The sequence below is a fragment of the Vibrio sp. ES.051 genome (assembly GCF_002563795.1).
Lineage (GTDB): Bacteria > Pseudomonadota > Gammaproteobacteria > Enterobacterales > Vibrionaceae > Vibrio.
Map to the genome: position 1 here is coordinate 893,052 of NZ_PDJL01000003.1, position 20,831 is coordinate 913,882.

The window sequence follows — 20,831 nt, forward strand, 5'->3', positions numbered from 1 at the left end:
ATCGGTAAAGAACATCAACAAAAAAGGAGCACCTGAGTGCTCCTTTGGCTTATTTCCCGAAGGTTTATCCGTGCTCGTCATTAACCTTGAAGGTAAGCGTTAAGCATCCACATTAGTTTCTCTTGTTCACGGATGTAATCACCCATCAATGCTGACGTACCTTCATCACCTGCATCACCTGCGTTTTGTAAAATTTCTCGTTGTTTAAGCAGCAAAACGCTAAAGCCGTCGACTAGGCCTCTGACACATTCCCCACCGGAAGTTGCGTTTTGATGCTCTTTAATTTCGCTTGATTCCAAGTAGTGACTGAACGCGTGCGATGGGGTGTAGCCCAAAGTGAGAATACGCTCAGCAAGCTCATCAATTTTGGTTTGTAGGTCTGTATAAATTTCTTCAAATTTGACATGTAATTCGAAGAATTGATGACCTTTGATGTTCCAATGATAACCGCGAGTATTCATATACAATACTTGGTAATGCGCTAGTAGCTGATTCAGTTGTTGAGCGAGTTGTTCGGATTGTTGACGATCAAGACCGATTAGGCTGACTTGTTTACTCATAATCTGGCTCCTAGTTAAATAACATTTAAAAATCATTTTGCAGTATCTGCTGCTGATGAGATCATAATAGATCTGAGCACGAAGAAAGGAAATTCGGTTTTAACTATAACGTTGATAACTAAACTCTATGAGCAATTAGATTAGACGGGAAGTATAATAAGTAAGCCCTCACGCATTTAAATGACCCTTTCACATAACGACGCTTGTGCATATTAACTCCATGAATTATATGGATAAAGAAGCAACGTCAAACGAAATATTGTTGGTTATTAATAACACACCTTAAAAATAACCGCTCAATGAGTCGCGCATTTAAAAGCTATACCGAACATTGGCAAACACCAAGATTGCCGGCGTTTCACCAAACAAGCTGTTACTACCACCGTTAAAGCTTTGAGCTACCGTTAACAGCTGCCAGTTATTAGCAAGCGAATAATTACTGGATAACCCCGCAAAGTAAGATCCATCATCGTAATAGCTTGTTGATAGTGTGATGCGGTTAAGCGCGGTTAAATCGAAACTGACATCGGCATACACAGTATGCTCGGTAAAGCTCAACGTTTTTGCAGTAAGGGGTAAGCTCAGATAAGAAAGTGCATTGTTTGCTTGCTGGGGCTCCGAAATAAACAACCAAGCACCTCTTGTCATCCAACTGCGTGCGCCACCAAAGCTATAATCGAGCTCTAAGCTGGCGACGGTGGCTTGCTTAGTTGGTTGACCTTGATATAACGCCTCAATAGGATCAAACCAGCTCAGCTCACCACGAAAGCCCGCTTGATAGACATCTGTGGCGAATCCAACGCCCAGCACATAATCTTGCCGAGCGCGCCCCGCAATGACTTGATAGTCCCAACCAGAGGTATTAGCGAAATAACGCAGCGCCACAGTGTTTTGTCGATCTCGCTTTGAGGGAGAGAAGGTCAAATCTAACCCCTCGGCGAATCCAAGCTTTTTGCTGAGCATTACCGCGTCTGTGCCCGCTCGCTCTTCATAGTCAAAATCATAAATAGAGTAGGCGTTGTAAATGTCGTTAGGATTCCAAATCGTATTCATCGACCAATTAATCCGAAACCGTCCTAGCTTTACACTTCTATCTTGGTTACCCCAAGAAACATACAATCTATCTAATTGAGAGTTCAGGATTACATTACCCTCTCGCCAATTTTTACTTAGGTCAAAATACCCATTATCCAGCGCCACCAAATCAGCGTATCGTGGGATGTTAAGCGCGTCGCCCCATAATGCTCTGTTTCTCATGCCGAGGTTGATACGCCAATCTGGCGAAAAACGATATTCAACATTAATACGATTGTGGACTAAGTGATCAAGTGTATTCACCTGCTCTTCCGGAAGACTGTACGTGGCCATATACTTCACATACCCATCGATATCCCAAGCCCTTTTAGGCTCTAACCCAGGAACGTTAGCACGAGATTGAAAACTCCATGCGGCAAGAGATAACGCTGACATAAACAGCCAAAGCTTAAATGACGTGACGATGCTCTCTCCCCTACCACGCATGGCTCTTCTCTGCTCTGTTATCGATATTGGTAAAATCTCTGGCAAGGCGCCCGTCTTCAAACACAATGATCCGATGTGCACGCTTTATCACTCTGGGATCATGAGTAGAGAAGATAAATGTCGTGCCCTCCTGCTCACTGAGTTGCTCCATGATATCGAGAAGCTCTGCGGTGCTTTTAGCATCTAAGTTTGCCGTTGGCTCATCCGCCATCACAAAACGAGGTTTGGGAGCCAGCGCTCTCGCGACCGCTACTCGTTGTTGTTGACCACCTGACATTTTACTTGGACGTTTATGCATCTGCGCCGATAACCCAACCTGTTGCAGTAAAGCGGTAGCTCGTTCACGACACTCTCTTTCCGTTTTACCTTGTAACTGCATTACAAATTCGACATTTTCGATCGCGGTCAGTACTGGTAGCAGACTGTAATCTTGAAAGATAAAGCCGATATTATCTCGCCGATAAGCTATCAACTCCTTTTCCGACATACTTGAAATTAAACAACCATCGATTTCAACTCGACCTGATGTTGGTGCATCAATACCACCCAGCATGTTTAACAGCGTCGTTTTTCCTGACCCAGATGGCCCCATAATTGCCACAAACTCGCCTTGTTTGATCTCCAAGTCTACGTTTTGAACCGCGTGCACTGGGAAGTCACTGTTTGGGTTATAAGTCTTGGTTAAGCGCTCCAATTTGATCGTCATTACGTTTTCTCCGCCATGGCATCCACCGGTCGGTGCTTTAGAATTTGTCTTGCTGGGTACAACGCTGCGAATAAGCTTGCAACAAAAATGGCCACAATAATCATTTGATACTCATAAAACGAAACCCTCGGATAAAGTAATGTATCAACGCCATACGCTCCCAAGCCATCCGCTAATCCACTAAGCGATAAACCAGTTATACTCAATATTTTCAACATGGCGGCGCTTCCTACCAGCCCCAACGTACAGCCACTCAAACCAAGAAACAGAGTCTCTAAAATAATTAGTATGCGGATTTTGTGCTGCTGCATCCCAACGGCCATTAACACACCAAACTCTCTGGTTCTTTCAAATACCGACATCAACATAATATTGATAATCCCCAGCGTCATGGCCAACACAAAGACAACGAGCATGACTTGATTGGAGATATCCATTGAACTCATCATAGTGGCAAGTAGAGGCTGTATTTCTAACCATTTTCTCACCGCCAATCGTGCCTGATTATTTTCTGTCAATATTGATAACGTAAACGCTTCAGTAAGCTCTAGCACTGCGCTGTCATTGGAATCCAATAAAATTGCAATCTCATGCGCCCCCATTAAACCCGCGACTTTTTCAAGATCCATCTTGCGAACATAGACATTGCCATCATCAAAGGTCGTGGATGGCGTTTTGAAGACACCTCGAATACGGAAAGCCGCACCCGCGACATCACCATTGATATCAGATAACGTCAGAATGACTTTCGAACCAACGCGTAGTTTCAATCGGTTTGCGGTTTTTTGGGAAACAAGAATGGGATTTTTACCCTCTTTATCCAACCATTGCCCTACTACAATATGGTCTTTCAGTGGCGTGATTTTTTGTTCTTGCTCAATACTGATACCGTTGATCCGGATCCCCCGCGTACTACGAGCAGAAGCAATCATCCCCTCGACAAGAAAACGTGCCGACACCGCTTTTACACCTTGCTGAGCAGTCAAAGCCGCTACTATGGCTTGATACCCAGTTATCGTATCGTTGAGATCAGGGTTGATAAGATAGGATTTCTGATGAATTTGTAAGTGGCTGGTTTGCCAAGCAATGGCATTTTTGGTCATGCTGTCTACCAAACCGTTCATAAAACCAATCATGGCAACAACTCCCATTAAGCCAAATACCATTGCGCCTAACATGATGGATGTCCTGAGTTTATTTCGCCACAGATTACGCCAAGCCAATTTAATCAACATGTGCGCCCCCTTTCAGCCCACTTGCAATAGGCAAACGAAGAAGGCGAACCACTGGATATACAAGGCACAACGACAAAATAATCAGCACGACTATAATTTGATCTATCAACAGATACGGCTCAACTGAAACAGGGACGACCGGCTCAAAACCACTCTCCAACATCACCTGAGCAGCTTCTCCAGTAATCTCAATAGGGTTGAAGTAGAAATACGCAAGCACTGGCGCACTGATCAAGACACCAAGTATCAGGCCAATCACAGATATAAACAGCGACTCAATCGTTACCAACCCTATCAATTTACTGCGCAACATCCCGGTGGCGAGCATCACGGCAAATTCCCGCTGCCGCTCCAGTGTTGTCATCACAATCGTTGCAAACAAGCCAAACCCGACAATACCGTACAAGATATAGATTAAAAAAATTCCACCGGCCTTATCTAAGGCGATTTGTTGTGAAAGCTCTGGCGACAACTCTTGCCAACTCTTGACCGCGACATCACTGCTATATTCGCGCTTCAACTCTTCGACAACCTCAGGTAATTCACGCAAACTGCGAGAATGAAGCACCCAAGCAGTGACTTGCTTCTCAAGAGAATAAAGAGTTTGTGCCGAATCGAGAGGCATGTAGACGAGTTGAGAATCTAACTGTTGCAACGGAAAGTGCAGAATACCTGAAATCTGGTACAGTCCGGCGGCCGTTTGACCACGATAACCAGAACCATACAACACCAGTTCATCGCCAACCTTCAAATGAAGATAGTTTGCCAGCCCCTCACCAACAAGCACTGAATTTTGCCCTGATGAAATAAACTGCCCTTGCACAATTTTGTCGCTGATACTGGAATAATCATCCTCAGCTGCAGGCTCAACCCCTAAAACCATAACGCCTTTAGAGCGCTCATCCTTGGCAGCAAGTGCAAAGGACTCAATTCGTGGCAGTACAAGGTTAATGTTCGGATTTTGTATTGCGGCTGAAATAAATGTTTTCGTGTACGGCAAGACATCATCAATGCTCGAAGAATCACTAAATTCTGGATGTTGCAACTGGATCAACCCAGTGTAGAACTTCGCGGCATTTTTAATATTTGAGGAGTAGCTTCCTTCCTGGAAAGCACGAGTAAGTAAAGAAAGAAACAGCACAAGCGCTAGCGCAGAAGCGGTAAGTAGCGTCCGCCGTTTTTGCCGCCATAAATTTCGCCATGCAAGTTTGATGAGCATTCGATTCTCACCTCTTATTTAAACTGAAATAACCCTAATCTCGCAACGACTTCATTTGTTGCTGAGAGAAAAAGTCAGCGTCGATATCAAAGTCAAATTGCGCCTGATGTGTGGTCAAAACCGTTTTATTACCCGGCTCATCCAGCGGCTGCATTTCCATTCGAGTCGCCACTTTTCTACCGCCCAACTCTTTAACCTCGTAAGTGGTCAAAACATTCACTAACTCGTCAAATTCATCGTAAAATTCCACTTTACGTTGCAAATAGTTCGACTGAGAGATCCACAACCTGACTTTACTCCAAACCACAGGAGCCTCAGGCTTAGCAAACGCATCAATTATCCAGACCTTATCGTTATCGAAGGTATCGCTATCAATTAGCTGATGTTGATAATCGACAACAATAGAGGACTGATTAATCAGATCATCATTGGTAAAGTCAGAGCCCATCCACGATTGGCTGAGCATGGATGGGGCAATTTTAATCACTCGCTCGATGCTCGGCACCCAGTTCCACATTTCTCTATGACGCTTCAAAGAGGCACTGCCTTTGTCTTTTGCTGGCGCGGTAACGAGTACCAATGATAACTCCGTGCCTTTGGTCCAACTCTTCATTGTCATGGAGCGCGTCCAATCAGGACGAACAATATCCATCGTAGCTTCACTATAGCTGGAGTCTCCGCGCATCGCTTGATCAGATTTTTGCACAATTTCGAACGCATTCTCGGCGTAAGAGAGTGAGGAACAAAGCAAACAAAGTAGAACAACTGACCTTTTATACATAACTTCCCTCAGGCTCATGCCAAGAATGATGTGAGTTAGAATGACTTGAAATTCAAATAAGTATAGCAAGAGAGAAGTTTAGAATAGCGATTAAGGACGAAAAACGTTAGGCATGCATGAGAGTAGAGTTGGTCTGCAGTTTAGGATAACTGACATACCTCGTGATTTTTCTCTGTTGATTCCCCCTTTACATGAGTGGCACCGTATACACACTTAAAAAAGTAAGTAACAAGATCAATCTAATGAAAAAGATGGGTATGGTGAGGCGGTTTTTTTTGAAGATAAAGCGGTTTTCTCCCCGAAAAACCGCCCTGAAACTTTTTAGTGTCTTTATATGAATGTGAGTAAATTCAACCAACACTCAGAAAATCAACGTTGCTATTACGATTGCTTATCTTCAAATCGAATCGCCAGTTGATAGAAGTCCTGTACCTGCTCTTTCAACTGGCGGCTGGTTTGCTCAACAGAGTGAGTCGCTGCTAAGTTTTGCTCCGCTGTAGAAGCAATCGAATGAATGTGCTGGTTCACGTCACTCGATAGCGTAAGCTGATTATTCGCCGCTTCTGCAACATCGCCCATCAAACCACTCATGGTTTGCATCATCTGTTCGACTTCAGACAAACGCAGTGCACTTCGCTCTGCAACTTGAGAACATGAGTCGGTCTGCTCCTTGTTAGCTAGAATGTCTTTTTGCCAACCTGCGATCGTCGATAACATGGCAGAAATAGACGCTTGAATTTGTTCCGTCGCATTCGAGGTACGCCCAGAAAGTGCTCTTACTTCATCAGCAACAACGGCAAAACCACGTCCTTGCTCACCTGCCCGTGCAGCTTCAATTGCTGCATTAAGTGCCAATAAGTTTGTTTGTTCAGCAATCCCACCAATCTCTTCCATCAGTTGATTTACTCTTTGAGCCTGATCGCTAAGTTGATGCGTCGTTTCCGTCGCTTTTTCTGCTTGAAGGCTGAGTTGCGACAGATTGGCATGCGTTTGATCAATACTCTCTTTCGCCATTAAGCATGACTGCAAAGTGTCATCAATCAACAAATTCGCGTCATTGGTACTGGAAGAAACCGAATTTGCTGAGAGTTCTACTGCTTGAGTCGCGTCACGCACATGATGAATATCAGTATTTTGTTGATTCAGTGCCGCCGAGACTTCTTTCGTGGTTTGATTCAATTCTTCTGCGCAATGTTGTAGCGGCAACGCAGAATCAGTCATGCGCCCTAATACGGTTCGAATTCTTGCCGACAGCATTTTGACATGAAAATCGGCAATCGAAAAAGCGGTATTCCCTGAATAGATCAAACGGCTCACACTATCATATTGCTTTTGCAGTTTTTTAAGTTGTTGAGGTGTATCAATAAGCTCTTGGCGGAAAAGCAATGCTAGCACACCAGCAGGCAGGGCACTTGCAAGCCAAGCAAGGGGTCCTTCAACAGACAACACGTACGCAACCGCAGGTGCGGTTAATGCGCCAAGAAGAATCGCGTAACGAACTGTTTCGTTAATTTTCAGCGACCAAGTACGACCTGATTTCTCTGCCACTTGCATGCTCTTGTACGCATTGGTTGCGATATCAACCCATTCGCGCTTAGGCTTCACACGCACAGATTGATAGCCAACGACCTGCTTATTTTCATAAATTGGCGTTACATAGGCATCCACCCAATAATAACCACCTGACTTAGTGGCATTTTTTACTATCCCACGCCACGGTTTACCTTCTTTGAGGCGAGCCCACATATCACCAAAGGCGGCTTTAGGCATGTCGCTATGGCGAACAATGTTGTGATTCTGACCAACGAGTTCTTGGTGTGTATACTCCGCAATACGACAAAACGCGTCATTACAGTATGTGATCACACCTTTTAAGTTGGTGGTTGAAACAAGTTCTTCGGTATCTCCTACGAGAGTTTCTTGAGCTGTATGAGAAAGATTGGCAGACATAAACAAAACTTCTATATTCTTATTAATTTTGGCAAGATGTATACATTATTATCGGAGTTATTACAAAATGTTAGATAAAAAATCTTATTCAGTCGACATTTTTAAATTTGAAAACAGACAATCAGAAATGAGTAAAAGAAGTACAAAACTCATCATTATTGAGCTAATAAAAAAGAGCCAGAGACGTACGCCTCTGGCTCTTTAAATCTCAGCCTTCAGAAAGCTTATTTATGTCGGCGTGCTTTTACCGCTGCAGAAAGTTGACGTAATACCGTTTCAGTCTCTTCCCAACCGAGACAAGCATCAGTAATAGATTGACCATAAGTAGCGGCCTTGCCATCAACAAGATCTTGACGACCTTCCACAAGATGAGACTCAATCATGACACCGAAAATGGCGTCTTCCCCACCAGAGATCTGCTCAGAAACATCGTCAGACACCAACATCTGACGCTTAAATTGCTTTGAACTGTTCGCGTGGCTAAAGTCGATCATCACTTTCTTCGGTAAACCAGCTGCATCCAACTCATCTTTGATTTGAGCAACATGCGCTGCACTGTAGTTTGGTTCTGTACCACCACGAAGGATGATATGGCAGTCAGGATTTCCCGCCGTTTCTACAATAGCAGAGTGTCCGTATTTGGTGACTGATAAAAAGTGGTGAGAAGCACTGGCAGAACGAATCGCATCACTCGCGATCTTAATATTACCGTCGGTGCCATTTTTAAACCCAACAGGACAAGATAAACCGGAGGCTAATTCACGGTGAACCTGTGATTCTGTGGTGCGTGCTCCAATCGCTCCCCAACTGATGAGATCCGCCACATACTGAGGCGTGATCATATCAAGGAACTCACTGGCGGTAGGCAGGCCCATGTCTGTTAAATCAAGCAGGAGCTTGCGCCCGATGCGTAGACCATCGTTGAGCTTGTAAGTATCGTCTAAATACGGATCGTTAATCAGACCTTTCCATCCAATCGTCGTGCGTGGTTTCTCGAAATAAACTCGCATCACAACTTCTAGCTGCTCACCGAGTTCATCGCGTAATACTTTTAATTTTTGACCATACTTAACCGCCGCTTCAGGATCATGTATTGAGCAAGGACCCACAATAACAAGCAGTCGGTCATCCTTCCCTTGTAAAATGTTGTGAATAGCGTTACGGCAATCAAAAGTCGTTGAAGAAGCAGTTTCTGTCGCTGGAAACTTCTCTAAGACTGCAACGGGTGGCAATAACTCTTTTACTCTATTTATTCTTACATCATCAGTTTGAAACATTACTTCTACTTCCTAATTGTTATTTCGGACCCAGTTTTACCGACTATACTCATACAACATTGTTCATAAAGAGACCAGCAACAAGGGATCCAGTCATTTCTTGTTTGCCGTTTCAGTAACTTATCGGCTCGACCATGGAGTTGCAATCAGTTTTTTTAAAAAAATGCAAACCAAAGCCACCCGTTAACTTACGCACACATCGTAAAAAAAAAATTACACTCACCACTCAAAATAATCATCAACAATAATCATCAACTTTCTTATAACCTTAAAAACATTTACTACAATGTAATAAATATCAGAAGTTTGTGGGGGTGTTTAGTTAAAAAAATGTATCGAATTATCATTTTTTGTTGCTTGATGTCAAACGAAACTGATATTAAACTAGTTTCTTATAAACGCTAGGTTGTCTCGTTTGTGGATAAAACCAAATAGAAGTTAATATGCAATCAATACAAGGAAATATTATGAACAAAGTAGCAATTGCAGTAGCAGCAGTGGTGGCCAGTAGTAGCGCTCTTTTGAACTCTGCTCAAGCCGAAATGTATATCGGGGGCAAAGTAGGCATGACGACACTTGACGATGCTTGTTATCTGAATAGCCCTTGTGATGATGAAGCTTTTGGTGCAGGACTGCACATCGGTTATGATTTCACCGACATCATCGGACTAGAGTACGGTGTTGATTTCTTAGGCGATTACAAAGCTAACTTTAAGTCAGGAGCTAATACTGTTAATACAATCGACGGCAATTTAACGGCTTTAACTCTTGCACCTAAATTCAACTGGCACTTAAACGATTCTTGGAACTTATTCGCTAAGATCGGTGGTGCTTACATGATGTCTGATAACGAAAAAGATTTCGTTCCAACTGGCTCACTAGGTGCTGAATACACTCTCGACAGAAACTGGAGTGTTCGCGCAGAATACCAACGTTACCAAGACATGTCAGATGACGTCTGGGACGATATGGACGCAAACTTCTTTGGTGTCGGTTTTAACTACAAGTTCGCTGCTGCACCAGTAGTTGCCGCAGTGGTTACAGAAGAAGTTATAGAGCCAGAACCAGAACCAATGATGATGAGCAAAGTACATAAAGAAGAGTACGGTACAGGTACGTTTGAATTCGATAGCGCGAAATTGACTGACGCTGTTTCCGAACGCCTAGATAACTTTGTTTCATTCCTTAATGAATACCCTCAAGCTCAAGTAGAGATCACCGGTTACACTGATAGCACTGGGCCTGCGGCTTATAACCAAAAACTGTCTGAACGTCGTGCTCAATCTGTTGCGGATTACCTAACTAATGCAGGCATTGATGCTGATCGTTTGACTGTGAAAGGGATGGGTGAAGAAAATCCTGTGGCAGACAACAGCACTCGTGAAGGTCGCGAAAAGAACCGTCGCGTAGAGGTTGTGGTTCCTTCATTCGAATACGAAGAATTGGTTCAACCTTAATCTTTAATGTGCTTGCGTAAATTCAATCAAAGTAAAGGGGTGCATTGGTACCCCTTTGTTTTAGATTTAGTATTCAAACACCACTTCGTGAATCTGTAAACTACAGAAATGGCTCTCCTAAAACTCAACGAATGAAGTGAGAATTTACGCTCAGAGCCAACGTGACAAGTACGTTTTGATGTTCAGGTTGAGAGTTATGGCTTTGGACAGAAAACAAGCTCGTTATCTTGTACCATGACGCAATCCATGCCTGCTGCATGCGCCGCTCGTTTGCCGAGCTCTGTATCTTCAAAAACAAGACAATCAGATGCATCCAAGCCTAACAGTTCAGCTGCCATTAAAAACGTATCAGGGAAAGGTTTGTGGTTTTGTACATCACTAGCGGTCACAACCGCATCCAGTTTGTCTAACAGCTCTGAGTGACTCAGTAGACGCATCGCGCTCTCTCTTTGACTGCCAGTACCCACTGCTATTTTTTTATGACCTAAATACTCGTTTAACACGATGTTTGTACAAGGAATGACATCACCATGTAATTCCATCGCAGCAAACGTCTCCATTTTAAACTCTGCGACTGTTTTAGGATCCAGAGACAGTTCATGTAAGCAATTCAACTTTTCAACAATTTTAAAGCTCGGCATGCCTCCTAAACTGTGGAACCACTCCTGAGAAAACGGAAAGTCGAATCGATCAGCAGTCGCCTGCCAGGCTGCTAAGTGAGCAGGCATGGTATCAATCAAGGTGCCATCCATATCGAATATGAATCCCTCATACGGCCTAAAATCAATCGTGCTCATGTCTTTTCTTCTATTTGTACATCTGTAATGGTAATTTATCAGCTCTTTCAATCGTCCTTACTGGCATTTAGTTATCATGCTCAAAATTTCGAACTCCGTCACACTTCAAGAATGGGAAATTCAATTATTCCCTATTCGAGCTCAAGGAAATGGGGGGCAGAACGTTAACAAGGTAGCGTCTGCCATACATTTGCGCTTTGACATTCGACATTCCAGTTTACCGGACTTCTATAAAGAGCAACTTCTCGCGCTTTCTGATACTCGTATAACTAAAGATGGCGTGATTATTATCAAAGCGCAACAATTTAGAACGCAAGAAAAAAATAAAGAGGACGCGCTTAATCGCCTGCAAGTATTGATTAAAGCTGCCGCCTCACAAGAAAGAAAGCGCATTAAAACCAAACCAACGCGCGCTTCACAACGTCGCCGACTTGATAATAAAAACAAGCAGGGGACAAAAAAGCAACAACGTAAGAAAGTGCACTATTAAACTGTACCGCATTTCAAAAGAATGTTGCATTAACAAAGTTTGCTAGGCCCTTGGAAATCTCATTCGATCTCCCTTTTCAGTCACTTATTCAGGAAATAACAATATGACCATTAGGCAAAAACTCTACTTTCTCGGAGTTATCGTCATTTTAGGCATGGCGACCCTTTTGGGCACCTCGTCTCATTTCGCCAAACAAAGCAATCAACTTAATCATGCCATCAAACTCGTCGGTGATTTAGAAATACGCTTACTCAACCTACGCAGAAATGAAAAAGATTTCTTGCTCCGTAGCAACGCCAAATATTTAGATAAGTTTAATACAAATGTTGATAAGTTTTTAAACACTGAAAAAGAGCTTGCTAACATACTAAGCATCAATGACCTTCCTTCAAGCCAACCGCTCAAACAAGATTTGCTTGCTTACCAAAAAGGTTTTCAGTCTCTCGTTAGTGCTTACCAACGATATGGTCTTGATAGTCAAAGTGGCCTTCTGGCTGGTTATGAGCAAGTGCTTTTAGAAGCAAAGCAGAGTGCTGATCATCAACAAGTACTCTCGCTGGTCCGTTTTGATTCAGCGGTCAAGTCTGGGCAGTTCGACAAAAACTTACTCGTTGGGTTTGAGGATTCAAAATTACTGATTATTGCTAAGCAACTTGCCGCTCAAAAACAGTTGGTTGGTATCGCCTACAATAAAGGGTTACTCGGTGAGACTCGTGCCCTATCCCACACGGTAGAAGAACAGTTTAAAACTTTTTCGACGGCAATAAGCTCTGTAGCCGCACAACGCAACGATCAAGTATCACTGATTAAGCAAGCTATTACTGCGTTAATATTGATTATAATCTTTGCACTGATTTGGCAAATTTCACGCTCAATCAATACTCGTGTTAGTAGCCTACTGGAGACAATCAAAAACATTAGTGAGACCAACAACATGGGGCTTCGCTCCGAATTAAAAGGTCAAGACGAGCTATTTGACATCAGCCACCATCTTAATGACCTACTCGATAAGCTAGAACACTTGATTCATAGCACGCAAGAAAAGTCGACTCAACTCACATCAAGTACCGATAATATGCATCGTGAGCTGGAAGGTGTCATGGAGCAATTCCATACCCAAACTGATCATACCGCGTCAATGGCAACCGCTGTTCAGCAGATGGTTGCCACAATCGGTGAGATATCGGAAAGTACGTCAGTTGCCGTGGAAGGTGTACACCAAGCGGCGAATAACGCTGAACAAGGTCGTCATGTTGTAGAAGCGACGGTCACCAATATTAGTCAGTTAACCAGTATTTTGTCTAACAGCCAACAATCGATCGGTTCCTTAAACCAGCATGTTGAAAAAATTGGTGGCGCAGTCAATATCATTCAAGGTATTGCAGAGCAAACTAACTTACTTGCGCTTAATGCCGCAATTGAAGCCGCACGGGCTGGAGAACAAGGCCGAGGCTTCGCTGTGGTTGCGGATGAAGTGCGTGCACTTGCAAGCCGCACGCATCAATCGACCGAAGAAATCACTCGCGTCGTTACCGATATTCAGTCTCAAATGTCGACGGTAGTTTCCGACATAGACCAATGTAATGATCAAGGCCAACAAACCCTTAACGCCTCTGAGCAACTGGATACCAGCTTGCAGCAGATCATTACCGACATGCAGGCAATCCAGGGTAACTCGGAGCGCATTGCCTCTGCCATTGAAGAACAAGGTATTGTGATGAATCAAGTCAACGGCTCCATTACGGATCTGAACGTCATTTCTGAAAACAACATGCAATCCGCTCAAGAATGTTTACATGAAGTGAATTCTGTTTCCGCGCAAGCTCATGACATGGACAAAGCCGTGGCCGAGTTTAAAACTCGTTTAAAGTAACCCATAGGCTTCCTGTTCATTAAAAAGCCCGAAGCGTTCATCGCTTCGGGCTTTTCGTTTCTCTTTAGTTTAATTTCACTCGCCAATGAGGCTGTCGAAGAAGCTACTCATCATCAAGAGAGACAAGCTTGGTATTTCCTCCGTGGATTTTCTCGCGTTGCCTTTGAACCAGCGCATAGAAACCAGGGATCAAGAAAGTACCCGCTAGCAACACACAGAGCAAACCACCAATGAGTGAAATACCCAACGAGTTTTGACTGACGTGCCCCGCACCCGCCGCAAAAATAAGCGGGAAAATACCGAGAATGAATGACCAAGATGTCATGTTAACTGCACGGAAACGCAGTGTCCCCCCCTTCACCGCTGCACTGTCGATATCCACCTCTTTTTCTTCACGCTCTTGCTTGGCGAACTCCACAATCAAGATGGCGTTCTTCGCCGCTAAGGCGATAAGCAAGACAAGACCGATTTGCGCATACAAGTTCAGTGGAGTGCCGGTCAGGTTCAACGCCAGGAAAGATCCTAACGTCGCGACTGGCACCACCAAAATGATGGCCAACGGAATACTCCAACTCTCGTACTGCGCCACCATGAACAAGTAGATAAAGATCAGAGCAAGCGCAAACGCGTAGATGGCTTGGTTACCTGCAAGGACTTCTTGGTACGCCATGCCTGTCCACTCATAGGTATAACCTTGTGGTAGAACATCAGCAGCGACGCGTTCCATCGCTGCAATCGCATCACCACTAGAATAGCCCGGTGCAGGTTGGCCTTGAATGATTGCACTTCGATACATGTTGTATCGCCATGCTACATCAGGCTCAAACACTTGTTCATGACTGACGAGTGTACTTAACGGCACCATATCACCATTTGAAGAACGAACGTGGAAACGCTCGAGATCTTCCATACTACTGCGGTGCTGGCTGTCCGCTTGCATCGTTACGCGGAAGTTCTTACCAAACATGGAGAAATCATTCACGTAAAGAGAACCTAAATTACCCTGTAGCGTTTCAAAGATAGACGATAATGGAATACCCAACTGCTGAGCTTTTTCACGATTGATATCCACGTAGTAATGCGGAACGTTAGCTCGGAATGTACTAAAGGTATACGCGATTTCTGGCGCTTGGTTGGCGGCCTCAATCATCTCACCCATGACCATCGACAAGTCGGTACGACTACGGCCTAACGTGTCTTCTAGTACAAACTCAAAACCAGAAGCGGCGCCCATACCTGGAACGGCAGGAGGGCCCATCGCAAAGACAATCGCCTGTGGTAACTGTCTTGCCGCTCGGCCATTAATACGTGCGGCAATCGCGTTCGCTGAGTGCTCCCCGCTTAACGCATTACGCATCTCCCAGTCATTCAATTTAATAAACACTGACGCGCCGTTAGACGCCGCAGCACCAGTCATAAAAGAATAACCGTTCGCAACCGTTACGCCGTCAACGCCCGGCTCTTCTTGGATCATCTTCGTTAAATCACTGGTCACTTCTTCAGTACGAGATAAAGAAGCTGAATCTGGTAGCTGAACATTAACCAGCAAAATGCCTTTATCTTCTTGAGGAACAAACGCTGTTGAGGTGGTTTTCGCAAAGAAAGTGACCGCCGCGATAGCGACAATAAAGAACGTCACGAGCAGCAAAGATTTCTTCACTAAGAAACCAGCGACCTGACCATAACGCGTTGTGATGCGCTCTAAGCCTCGATTGAAAGCTTGAAACCAGTTAGCGGTGTTGCCCCCACCCTGCTTCAATACCAAAGAACAAAGCGCTGGAGACAGAGTCAATGCGTTAATGGATGAGATCACAACCGAAATACAGATGGTCAAAGCGAACTGGCGATACATGATACCGGTGATACCCGGCAACATCGCGACGGGTATGAATACCGCAAGTAGGACCAAGGTCGACGTGATGATTGGCCCTGTCACCTCTTTCATTGCGAGCAGAGTGGCTTTACGCGGTGAAATGGTTGGATCTTTTGCCATGGTGGTATCGACGTTTTCGATAACCAGAATCGCATCATCCACCACGATACCAATCGCAAGGATCAAGCCAAATAAAGTGACCGTATTAATGGTGAAGCCCGTCGCCTGCATAATGGCAAACGTACCAATCAGAGAAACGGGGATCGCGACAACAGGAATCAACGTTGCACGCGCACTACCCAAGAATAAGTAAGTCACGGCAATCACCAGAAGAATCGCTTCAATCAGTGTTTTTAACACTCCTTTGATCGATTCTGATACAAATAAGGTTGTATCGTAACTGGTCTCGTAACTCATGCCGTCTGGGAAATCTTCACTCAACCGCTCAAGGAGCTCCATCACCGCTTGACCACTTTCTAATGCATTCGCGTCAGATTGAAGTGACAGCGCAACGATAGAAGCATCTTGACCACGGAACTTACCATTACCATTGTAGAATTTTTTACCCAACTCTACGCGCGCAACATCTTTCAGGTAGAGCGTTGAGCCATCTGAATTTGCGCGGAGTACCACATTTTCAAATTCACTGACGCTTTCTAGACGACCTTTGGTCACAAGGTTGAACTGAACTTCTTGCGGATTGTTGTATGGCGCGGCACCTACTCGACCCGCCGCAACCTGAACGTTTTGTTCAGCCAAAGCTGCGTAAATGTCGGAAGTCGTCAGCTTGAGGTTGGCCATTTTTTCAGGATCTAACCAAACACGCATGGCATACTCGCCACCACCAATCACATTAACTTCACTGATGCCTTGCGCGCGAGCAAGTTGGTCTTTCACATTCAAGTTAATATAGTTAATCAAGAACTGATCATCGTATTTCCCATCAGGTGAGAAAAAGTTCAGAACCATCAGCAAGTCAGGTGAACGTTTTTTCACCGTCACGCCGACCATGCGCACTTCTTGAGGTAGCTTTGACTCGATCTGTGACACACGGTTTTGTACGTTCACTTGCGCCATGTCTGGATCGGTGCCGACATCAAACGTGACGTTTAGGCTGTAAGAGCCATCGTTCGCGCTCTTTGAAGACATGTAGATCATATCCTCAACGCCATTGACCGAGGTCTCTATGGGGTCAGCGATTGCTTGCTCGACAACTTCAGCACTCGCGCCGGTGTAGTAAGCGGAAACATTTACCGACGGTGGGCTAATCTGTGGGTATTCAGCAACAGGCAGGAGCGCAAGTGAAATGGCACCTGCCAACGTTAATATAATCGAAATAACCAATGCAAATTTTGGTCTCTGAATAAAGAAACGACTTAACATAATGGCTCCTACTGCTTATCTTCAGCAGGTGTTTGAAGGCTGACTTCTATGCCATTACGCACACGCTGTAGACCCTGTGTAATAACCGTATCGCCTTGACTTAGACCTTCTCTGATAATAATTCCTTGCGCGACTTGTGGCCCAAGTTCTACATTTCGACGCTCAGCGATATCACCCTCTACCAACACCATAATAAAATCACCTTCAAGGTCGGTTTGTACGGCACGTCGAGGAACAACAATCACATCTTTTGTTTTCTTATCCCGTAAGTTCACCTTGATATGCTGACCAGGAAGAAGTTTCTGATCAGGGTTTGGCACAAGCGCTCGCATCGCGATCGTTCCAGTCTTGGTATCAATCCGATTACCTAAAAAATCAAGTTTGCCTAAGTGCTCAAAGAACTGGCCATTTTCAAGCTCAAGCTGGACTTCGACCCGATTCGATTCAGCAGAGCCGTCACCTTTTACTCGGTCCATCCCCATTGCTAGGCGTTCACGCTCACTAACACTAAACGAAGTATGTACAGGGTCTAAGCTCACCAATGTAGTGAGCACGCCAAACGATGGCGAAACAAGATCACCAGTGCTCACTTTTGTCTCACTAATACGGCCACTAAAAGGCGCGCGGATTTGAGTGTAAGAAAGGTTAACTTCAGCAAGCTTAAGTTGAGCTTTGCCTGCTTCTAATTCCGCTTTAGCACCAAGAAGTGCCGCGGTTAAAGCGTCGAATTCTGATTGAGAAATACTGCCGCGAGGGAGTAGGTTCTTACCACGAGCATGGTCCAACTCCGCTTTTTTTAACGCTGCTTTCGCTTGTGCAAGTGCCGCTTTAGCGCTCGCGACTTGAGCTTCAAATGAAGAAGGTTCAATAGAGTAAAGGAGTTGACCTTTCTCTACCATTTGTCCCTCTTCAAAATGACGAGCTTTTAAGTAACCAGAAATCTGCGCAGTGATATTGGTATCTTCTACGGCTTCAATGCGGCCGATATAAGACTTACTCGGTTGGTAGTCGATAATCGAGACATCCTGAGTCACAACGAGAGGAGCTTCACTTTCCTTTGCTGCATTACTAGCTTCCCCGCATCCAGCAAGGATAACTGTAGCCGCCATTAATGCGACAAGTGGTTTCTTCTGCATATATTTACCGTCTTTATAGAACAGGATATTGTTGAATTCGCGTCAACCATACCCCCTGTAAGACCTGAAAACTTCACTCAAAAATGGGGAAAGTGTTTCTAAACGTAAATAGATGAAACAAATAGAAAATAAAGTAATTTATTTAACAATGTTATTTGATGGGAAAAACAAACCCCTCTTAATCATAAACTTTAGATATAGATTAAATTGACAAGCACTATAACGACTGGACAATACGGTTAGGCGCAAGTTAAGTGTGTTTTGTTCTTACACAAATAAAATATGACGCCGTCATACTCAATACCCAGATTTTGACTATTTTTTAAAAAAATGGGTTATCATTCAATAAATTCAAAGCCTTCGACCGAGAGGATGACCATGATTTCTAAATGGGCGAAACGTTTTTACCAAATGGCAGAGCTAGTAGCGTCTTGGAGTAAAGACCCGTCAACACAGGTAGGTGCGGTAATCACTAAACAGAATCGTATTGTATCTGTTGGCTTTAATGGCTATCCGCACGGTGTCTCAGACAGCGTGGACACCGATGAACGCGAACTGAAATACCTCAAAACACTGCATGCAGAAGAGAACGCGATTCTTTTCTCTAAACGCGATTTAGATGGCAGTGATATTTGGGTTACCCACTTCCCATGCCCTAACTGCGCAGCAAAGATAATCCAAACGGGTATTTCACATGTGCACTGTCCTGTGCAATCTGAGGATTTTTTATCCCGATGGGGAGATAAAATCCAAGTCAGTCAAGATATGTTTGATCAAGCAGGTGTCAAGGTAGATTGGTTACCGTTAGAAGATATAGAGATCGAAGACAAAGACGTTCGCTAATTTTATTTTGATCCGAAAAGCCCAGATTACATCTGGGCTTTTCTTTGGGGAGGGTTGCCTAAGGCTCTCTGGTTAGCCAGGATTCTTCGCGGTCGGTTCGGCGATTTTAACCATCACAAGCACGGGCTTTTCCGTCCTTTCACCTAGAATGTCGCAGCCCAGTCCATCGGTTAACTATTTTGGCCTTGTGCAATACCTAGATGATGGCGTGACACTAAACTACATGCTTCATATTTATTCCCATTGTTTTTTATCAATGGGCACGACAAACCGTAAACTAAATGATGTAGTGGCCTCACCATGTCACGCTCTTAGTTCAATACCAATTGGCTTTGAATCATTTATTACTAACCGTCCTACATTAAATGACTTATAACGACGTGTTTAATCTCGTAACTCCTCAGCCAACACCCGCCATTCTTTAACCTTTTCATGAAAATGATTCCATTGCTTTCCAGTCATAGAATCCGCGATATCTAAAGTAAGTTGATCAACAAGCGCAACATTATAATCAATGTTTTCAGAGAGCTGCTGACCATAATAACTTTCCGGCTCGAACAGCAATCGCATAAATACGCCTTGATAAATAACCGGGTTCGCCTTACTTTCGAACAGGTATTCAAGCTCTTGATATATTGAAGCTCGATAACCTCGCCACAACGATCGATTAAGAATAACTTGCTGAGAAAACTCCTGAGCATATTCATATTGCTTATTATTTAAATGCCCAATCCACTCTTCTATCCATTCTTCAGCGTTATCCAGAATAACCTCTCGCATTTCATCCTCTGATTTATCCGCGTATTTAGCATCTCTTTCTTGGTAATGCTCTTGCACATTGCTCAAAAATTCGCGCTCTTGATCTTTAGTTAGCTGTAAACTTAATGAGAAAAGGTCAGGCGCAACCTTACTTACCATTCTATTGTAATGCGCTCGTAGTCTGCCTCTGTTTTGCTGAAAATACGCTAAAGTAATATCATTCGCCTGTAAGGCTTCGAGATCTTTTAAATGATCGATATATAAAGGTAATTCTTCTTTTTTATGCCATTCAGTCAACAGCAATAACAGCTCTTCTATTAAGGTTTCCTGTTCCCCCTCTAGCGATACATAATCCTCTATGTAATCGACGATGAACCAGTCGATATTGCTATATAAGAACTTCTTCGCACAACCCGCCAACAGAAATACGAAAAAAAATATAAGGCAATACTGACGTACCTTATTAGATAAACTATGTAATTTAATCACTTATTCGTATTCCCTTTCCTATTGATTAAGTTCTATACTCAACTTGTATCACTTGATATTGCGGCAAACTTACGTCAGAGTGACATACGTTGATTGCCACCCTAATAGTATATAGAGTTTGAAATTAACTTTTTGATCACAACTATCCGCAAAAAAGTGAGTTAGAGCACATTTATTGGCCAATAGAAACACCAAACGGTGCTTCTTATAACGGCATGTAATTTGCATTTATTTTTGGATAGTTTATGGAGGCGAAGTATGGTAGCCGCAGAGCAACTTGATACCAGTATAGAATATGAAATTCGATATTTTGAACAGGGGCAAATGCACTGCATGATGGTCGTCGCTGAAAGCAAAAAAGTAGCTTATCAGTACTATTTAGAATGCGGTAAGCACAGTAGTGACTTGTACTCTATTCGCCCAGACAAATAAAAAAACCGCCTTTCTAAAGGCGGTTTTTTTATTTACACAGCTCATTTAAC

General features: G+C 43.8%; 17 protein-coding genes. 5 read left to right on the forward strand and 12 right to left on the reverse strand.

The window, feature by feature from the left end; all coding sequences use genetic code 11:
• Positions 1–80 precede the first annotated feature (80 nt).
• From ATG66_RS04790 to aroG, 8 genes are all read right to left on the reverse strand, one after another.
• A complete protein-coding gene (locus tag ATG66_RS04790; protein WP_098414210.1) occupies positions 81–560 on the reverse strand; it encodes a Dps family protein in 480 nt (159 codons plus the stop codon).
• A 312-nt stretch (positions 561–872) separates the two neighbouring features.
• Positions 873–2,081, reverse strand: coding sequence for a hypothetical protein (locus ATG66_RS04795; RefSeq protein ID WP_098414211.1), 1,209 nt, complete (start codon positions 2,079–2,081; stop codon positions 873–875).
• Entirely contained in the window at positions 2,071–2,787 is a 717-nt protein-coding gene (locus ATG66_RS04800) for an ABC transporter ATP-binding protein (protein WP_098414212.1), read from the reverse strand. Before ATG66_RS04800 ends, ATG66_RS04795 begins: the two co-directional genes overlap by 11 nt.
• Positions 2,787–4,022 carry an ABC transporter permease gene (locus ATG66_RS04805; RefSeq protein ID WP_098414213.1) on the reverse strand — a complete coding sequence of 412 codons (1,236 nt, stop codon included), beginning with the start codon at positions 4,020–4,022 and terminating at the stop codon, positions 2,787–2,789. Before ATG66_RS04805 ends, ATG66_RS04800 begins: the two co-directional genes overlap by 1 nt.
• Positions 4,012–5,241 (reverse strand): ABC transporter permease, encoded by a 1,230-nt coding sequence (locus tag ATG66_RS04810; protein ID WP_098414214.1) that lies wholly within the window; start codon positions 5,239–5,241, stop codon positions 4,012–4,014. Before ATG66_RS04810 ends, ATG66_RS04805 begins: the two co-directional genes overlap by 11 nt.
• A gap of 34 nt (positions 5,242–5,275) precedes the next feature.
• Entirely contained in the window at positions 5,276–6,022 is a 747-nt protein-coding gene (locus tag ATG66_RS04815; protein WP_098414215.1) for an outer membrane lipoprotein-sorting protein, read from the reverse strand.
• 381 nt (positions 6,023–6,403) lie between these two features.
• Positions 6,404–7,972: a methyl-accepting chemotaxis protein gene (locus tag ATG66_RS04820; RefSeq protein WP_098414216.1), complete on the reverse strand. Its 1,569-nt coding sequence runs from the start codon at positions 7,970–7,972 to the stop codon at positions 6,404–6,406.
• Positions 7,973–8,196: 224 nt separating this feature from the next.
• Complete coding sequence (gene aroG / locus ATG66_RS04825; protein WP_098414217.1) at positions 8,197–9,249, reverse strand: 3-deoxy-7-phosphoheptulonate synthase AroG; 1,053 nt, start codon at positions 9,247–9,249, stop codon at positions 8,197–8,199.
• A gap of 467 nt (positions 9,250–9,716) precedes the next feature.
• On the opposite strand from aroG, the gene ATG66_RS04835 reads away from it, so the two are divergent.
• Positions 9,717–10,706 carry an OmpA family protein gene (locus tag ATG66_RS04835; protein WP_098414218.1) on the forward strand — a complete coding sequence of 330 codons (990 nt, stop codon included), beginning with the start codon at positions 9,717–9,719 and terminating at the stop codon, positions 10,704–10,706.
• 194 nt (positions 10,707–10,900) lie between these two features.
• Here ATG66_RS04835 and ATG66_RS04840 read toward each other — a convergent pair whose 3' ends face one another.
• Positions 10,901–11,503: a beta-phosphoglucomutase family hydrolase gene (locus tag ATG66_RS04840; protein WP_098414219.1), complete on the reverse strand. Its 603-nt coding sequence runs from the start codon at positions 11,501–11,503 to the stop codon at positions 10,901–10,903.
• 76 nt (positions 11,504–11,579) lie between these two features.
• Here ATG66_RS04840 and arfB point away from each other — a divergent pair, with 76 nt between their 5' ends.
• Both arfB and ATG66_RS04850 read left to right on the forward strand, forming a co-directional pair.
• Complete coding sequence (gene arfB, locus ATG66_RS04845; RefSeq protein WP_098414220.1) at positions 11,580–11,993, forward strand: alternative ribosome rescue aminoacyl-tRNA hydrolase ArfB; 414 nt, start codon at positions 11,580–11,582, stop codon at positions 11,991–11,993.
• Between the two features lie 103 nt (positions 11,994–12,096).
• Positions 12,097–13,866, forward strand: coding sequence for a methyl-accepting chemotaxis protein (locus tag ATG66_RS04850; protein WP_098414221.1), 1,770 nt, complete (start codon positions 12,097–12,099; stop codon positions 13,864–13,866).
• A gap of 103 nt (positions 13,867–13,969) precedes the next feature.
• On the opposite strand, the gene vmeZ is transcribed toward ATG66_RS04850, so the two are convergent.
• Together vmeZ and vmeY are read right to left on the reverse strand one after the other, a co-directional pair.
• Positions 13,970–17,122, reverse strand: coding sequence for a multidrug efflux RND transporter permease subunit VmeZ (vmeZ, locus tag ATG66_RS04855; protein WP_098414222.1), 3,153 nt, complete (start codon positions 17,120–17,122; stop codon positions 13,970–13,972).
• An 8-nt stretch (positions 17,123–17,130) separates the two neighbouring features.
• A complete protein-coding gene (gene vmeY, locus ATG66_RS04860; RefSeq protein ID WP_098414223.1) occupies positions 17,131–18,258 on the reverse strand; it encodes a multidrug efflux RND transporter periplasmic adaptor subunit VmeY in 1,128 nt (375 codons plus the stop codon).
• A 378-nt stretch (positions 18,259–18,636) separates the two neighbouring features.
• Between vmeY and ATG66_RS04865 the strand changes: the two genes are divergently transcribed.
• Entirely contained in the window at positions 18,637–19,101 is a 465-nt protein-coding gene (locus ATG66_RS04865; RefSeq protein WP_098414224.1) for a dCMP deaminase family protein, read from the forward strand.
• Between the two features lie 384 nt (positions 19,102–19,485).
• Here ATG66_RS04865 and ATG66_RS04870 read toward each other — a convergent pair whose 3' ends face one another.
• On the reverse strand, positions 19,486–20,346 hold the full coding sequence (locus ATG66_RS04870) for a DUF6279 family lipoprotein (protein ID WP_373560823.1): 861 nt from the start codon (positions 20,344–20,346) through the stop codon (positions 19,486–19,488).
• 261 nt (positions 20,347–20,607) lie between these two features.
• On the opposite strand from ATG66_RS04870, the gene ATG66_RS04875 reads away from it, so the two are divergent.
• Positions 20,608–20,781, forward strand: a complete 174-nt coding sequence (locus ATG66_RS04875) for an RNA helicase (protein WP_098414226.1) — start codon at positions 20,608–20,610, stop codon at positions 20,779–20,781.
• Positions 20,782–20,831: the final 50 nt, after the last annotated feature.

Coding starts and splice junctions, on each gene's coding strand:
- ATG66_RS04790 (WP_098414210.1), bottom strand. CDS start 560: ATGAGTAAACAAGTCAGCCTAATCGGTCTTGATCGTCAACAATCCGAA.
- ATG66_RS04795 (WP_098414211.1), bottom strand. CDS start 2,081: ATGCGTGGTAGGGGAGAGAGCATCGTCACGTCATTTAAGCTTTGGCTG.
- ATG66_RS04800 (WP_098414212.1), bottom strand. CDS start 2,787: ATGACGATCAAATTGGAGCGCTTAACCAAGACTTATAACCCAAACAGT.
- ATG66_RS04805 (WP_098414213.1), bottom strand. CDS start 4,022: ATGTTGATTAAATTGGCTTGGCGTAATCTGTGGCGAAATAAACTCAGG.
- ATG66_RS04810 (WP_098414214.1), bottom strand. CDS start 5,241: ATGCTCATCAAACTTGCATGGCGAAATTTATGGCGGCAAAAACGGCGG.
- ATG66_RS04815 (WP_098414215.1), bottom strand. CDS start 6,022: ATGTATAAAAGGTCAGTTGTTCTACTTTGTTTGCTTTGTTCCTCACTC.
- ATG66_RS04820 (WP_098414216.1), bottom strand. CDS start 7,972: ATGTCTGCCAATCTTTCTCATACAGCTCAAGAAACTCTCGTAGGAGAT.
- aroG (WP_098414217.1), bottom strand. CDS start 9,249: ATGTTTCAAACTGATGATGTAAGAATAAATAGAGTAAAAGAGTTATTG.
- ATG66_RS04835 (WP_098414218.1), top strand. CDS start 9,717: ATGAACAAAGTAGCAATTGCAGTAGCAGCAGTGGTGGCCAGTAGTAGC.
- ATG66_RS04840 (WP_098414219.1), bottom strand. CDS start 11,503: ATGAGCACGATTGATTTTAGGCCGTATGAGGGATTCATATTCGATATG.
- arfB (WP_098414220.1), top strand. CDS start 11,580: ATGCTCAAAATTTCGAACTCCGTCACACTTCAAGAATGGGAAATTCAA.
- ATG66_RS04850 (WP_098414221.1), top strand. CDS start 12,097: ATGACCATTAGGCAAAAACTCTACTTTCTCGGAGTTATCGTCATTTTA.
- vmeZ (WP_098414222.1), bottom strand. CDS start 17,122: ATGTTAAGTCGTTTCTTTATTCAGAGACCAAAATTTGCATTGGTTATT.
- vmeY (WP_098414223.1), bottom strand. CDS start 18,258: ATGCAGAAGAAACCACTTGTCGCATTAATGGCGGCTACAGTTATCCTT.
- ATG66_RS04865 (WP_098414224.1), top strand. CDS start 18,637: ATGATTTCTAAATGGGCGAAACGTTTTTACCAAATGGCAGAGCTAGTA.
- ATG66_RS04875 (WP_098414226.1), top strand. CDS start 20,608: ATGGTAGCCGCAGAGCAACTTGATACCAGTATAGAATATGAAATTCGA.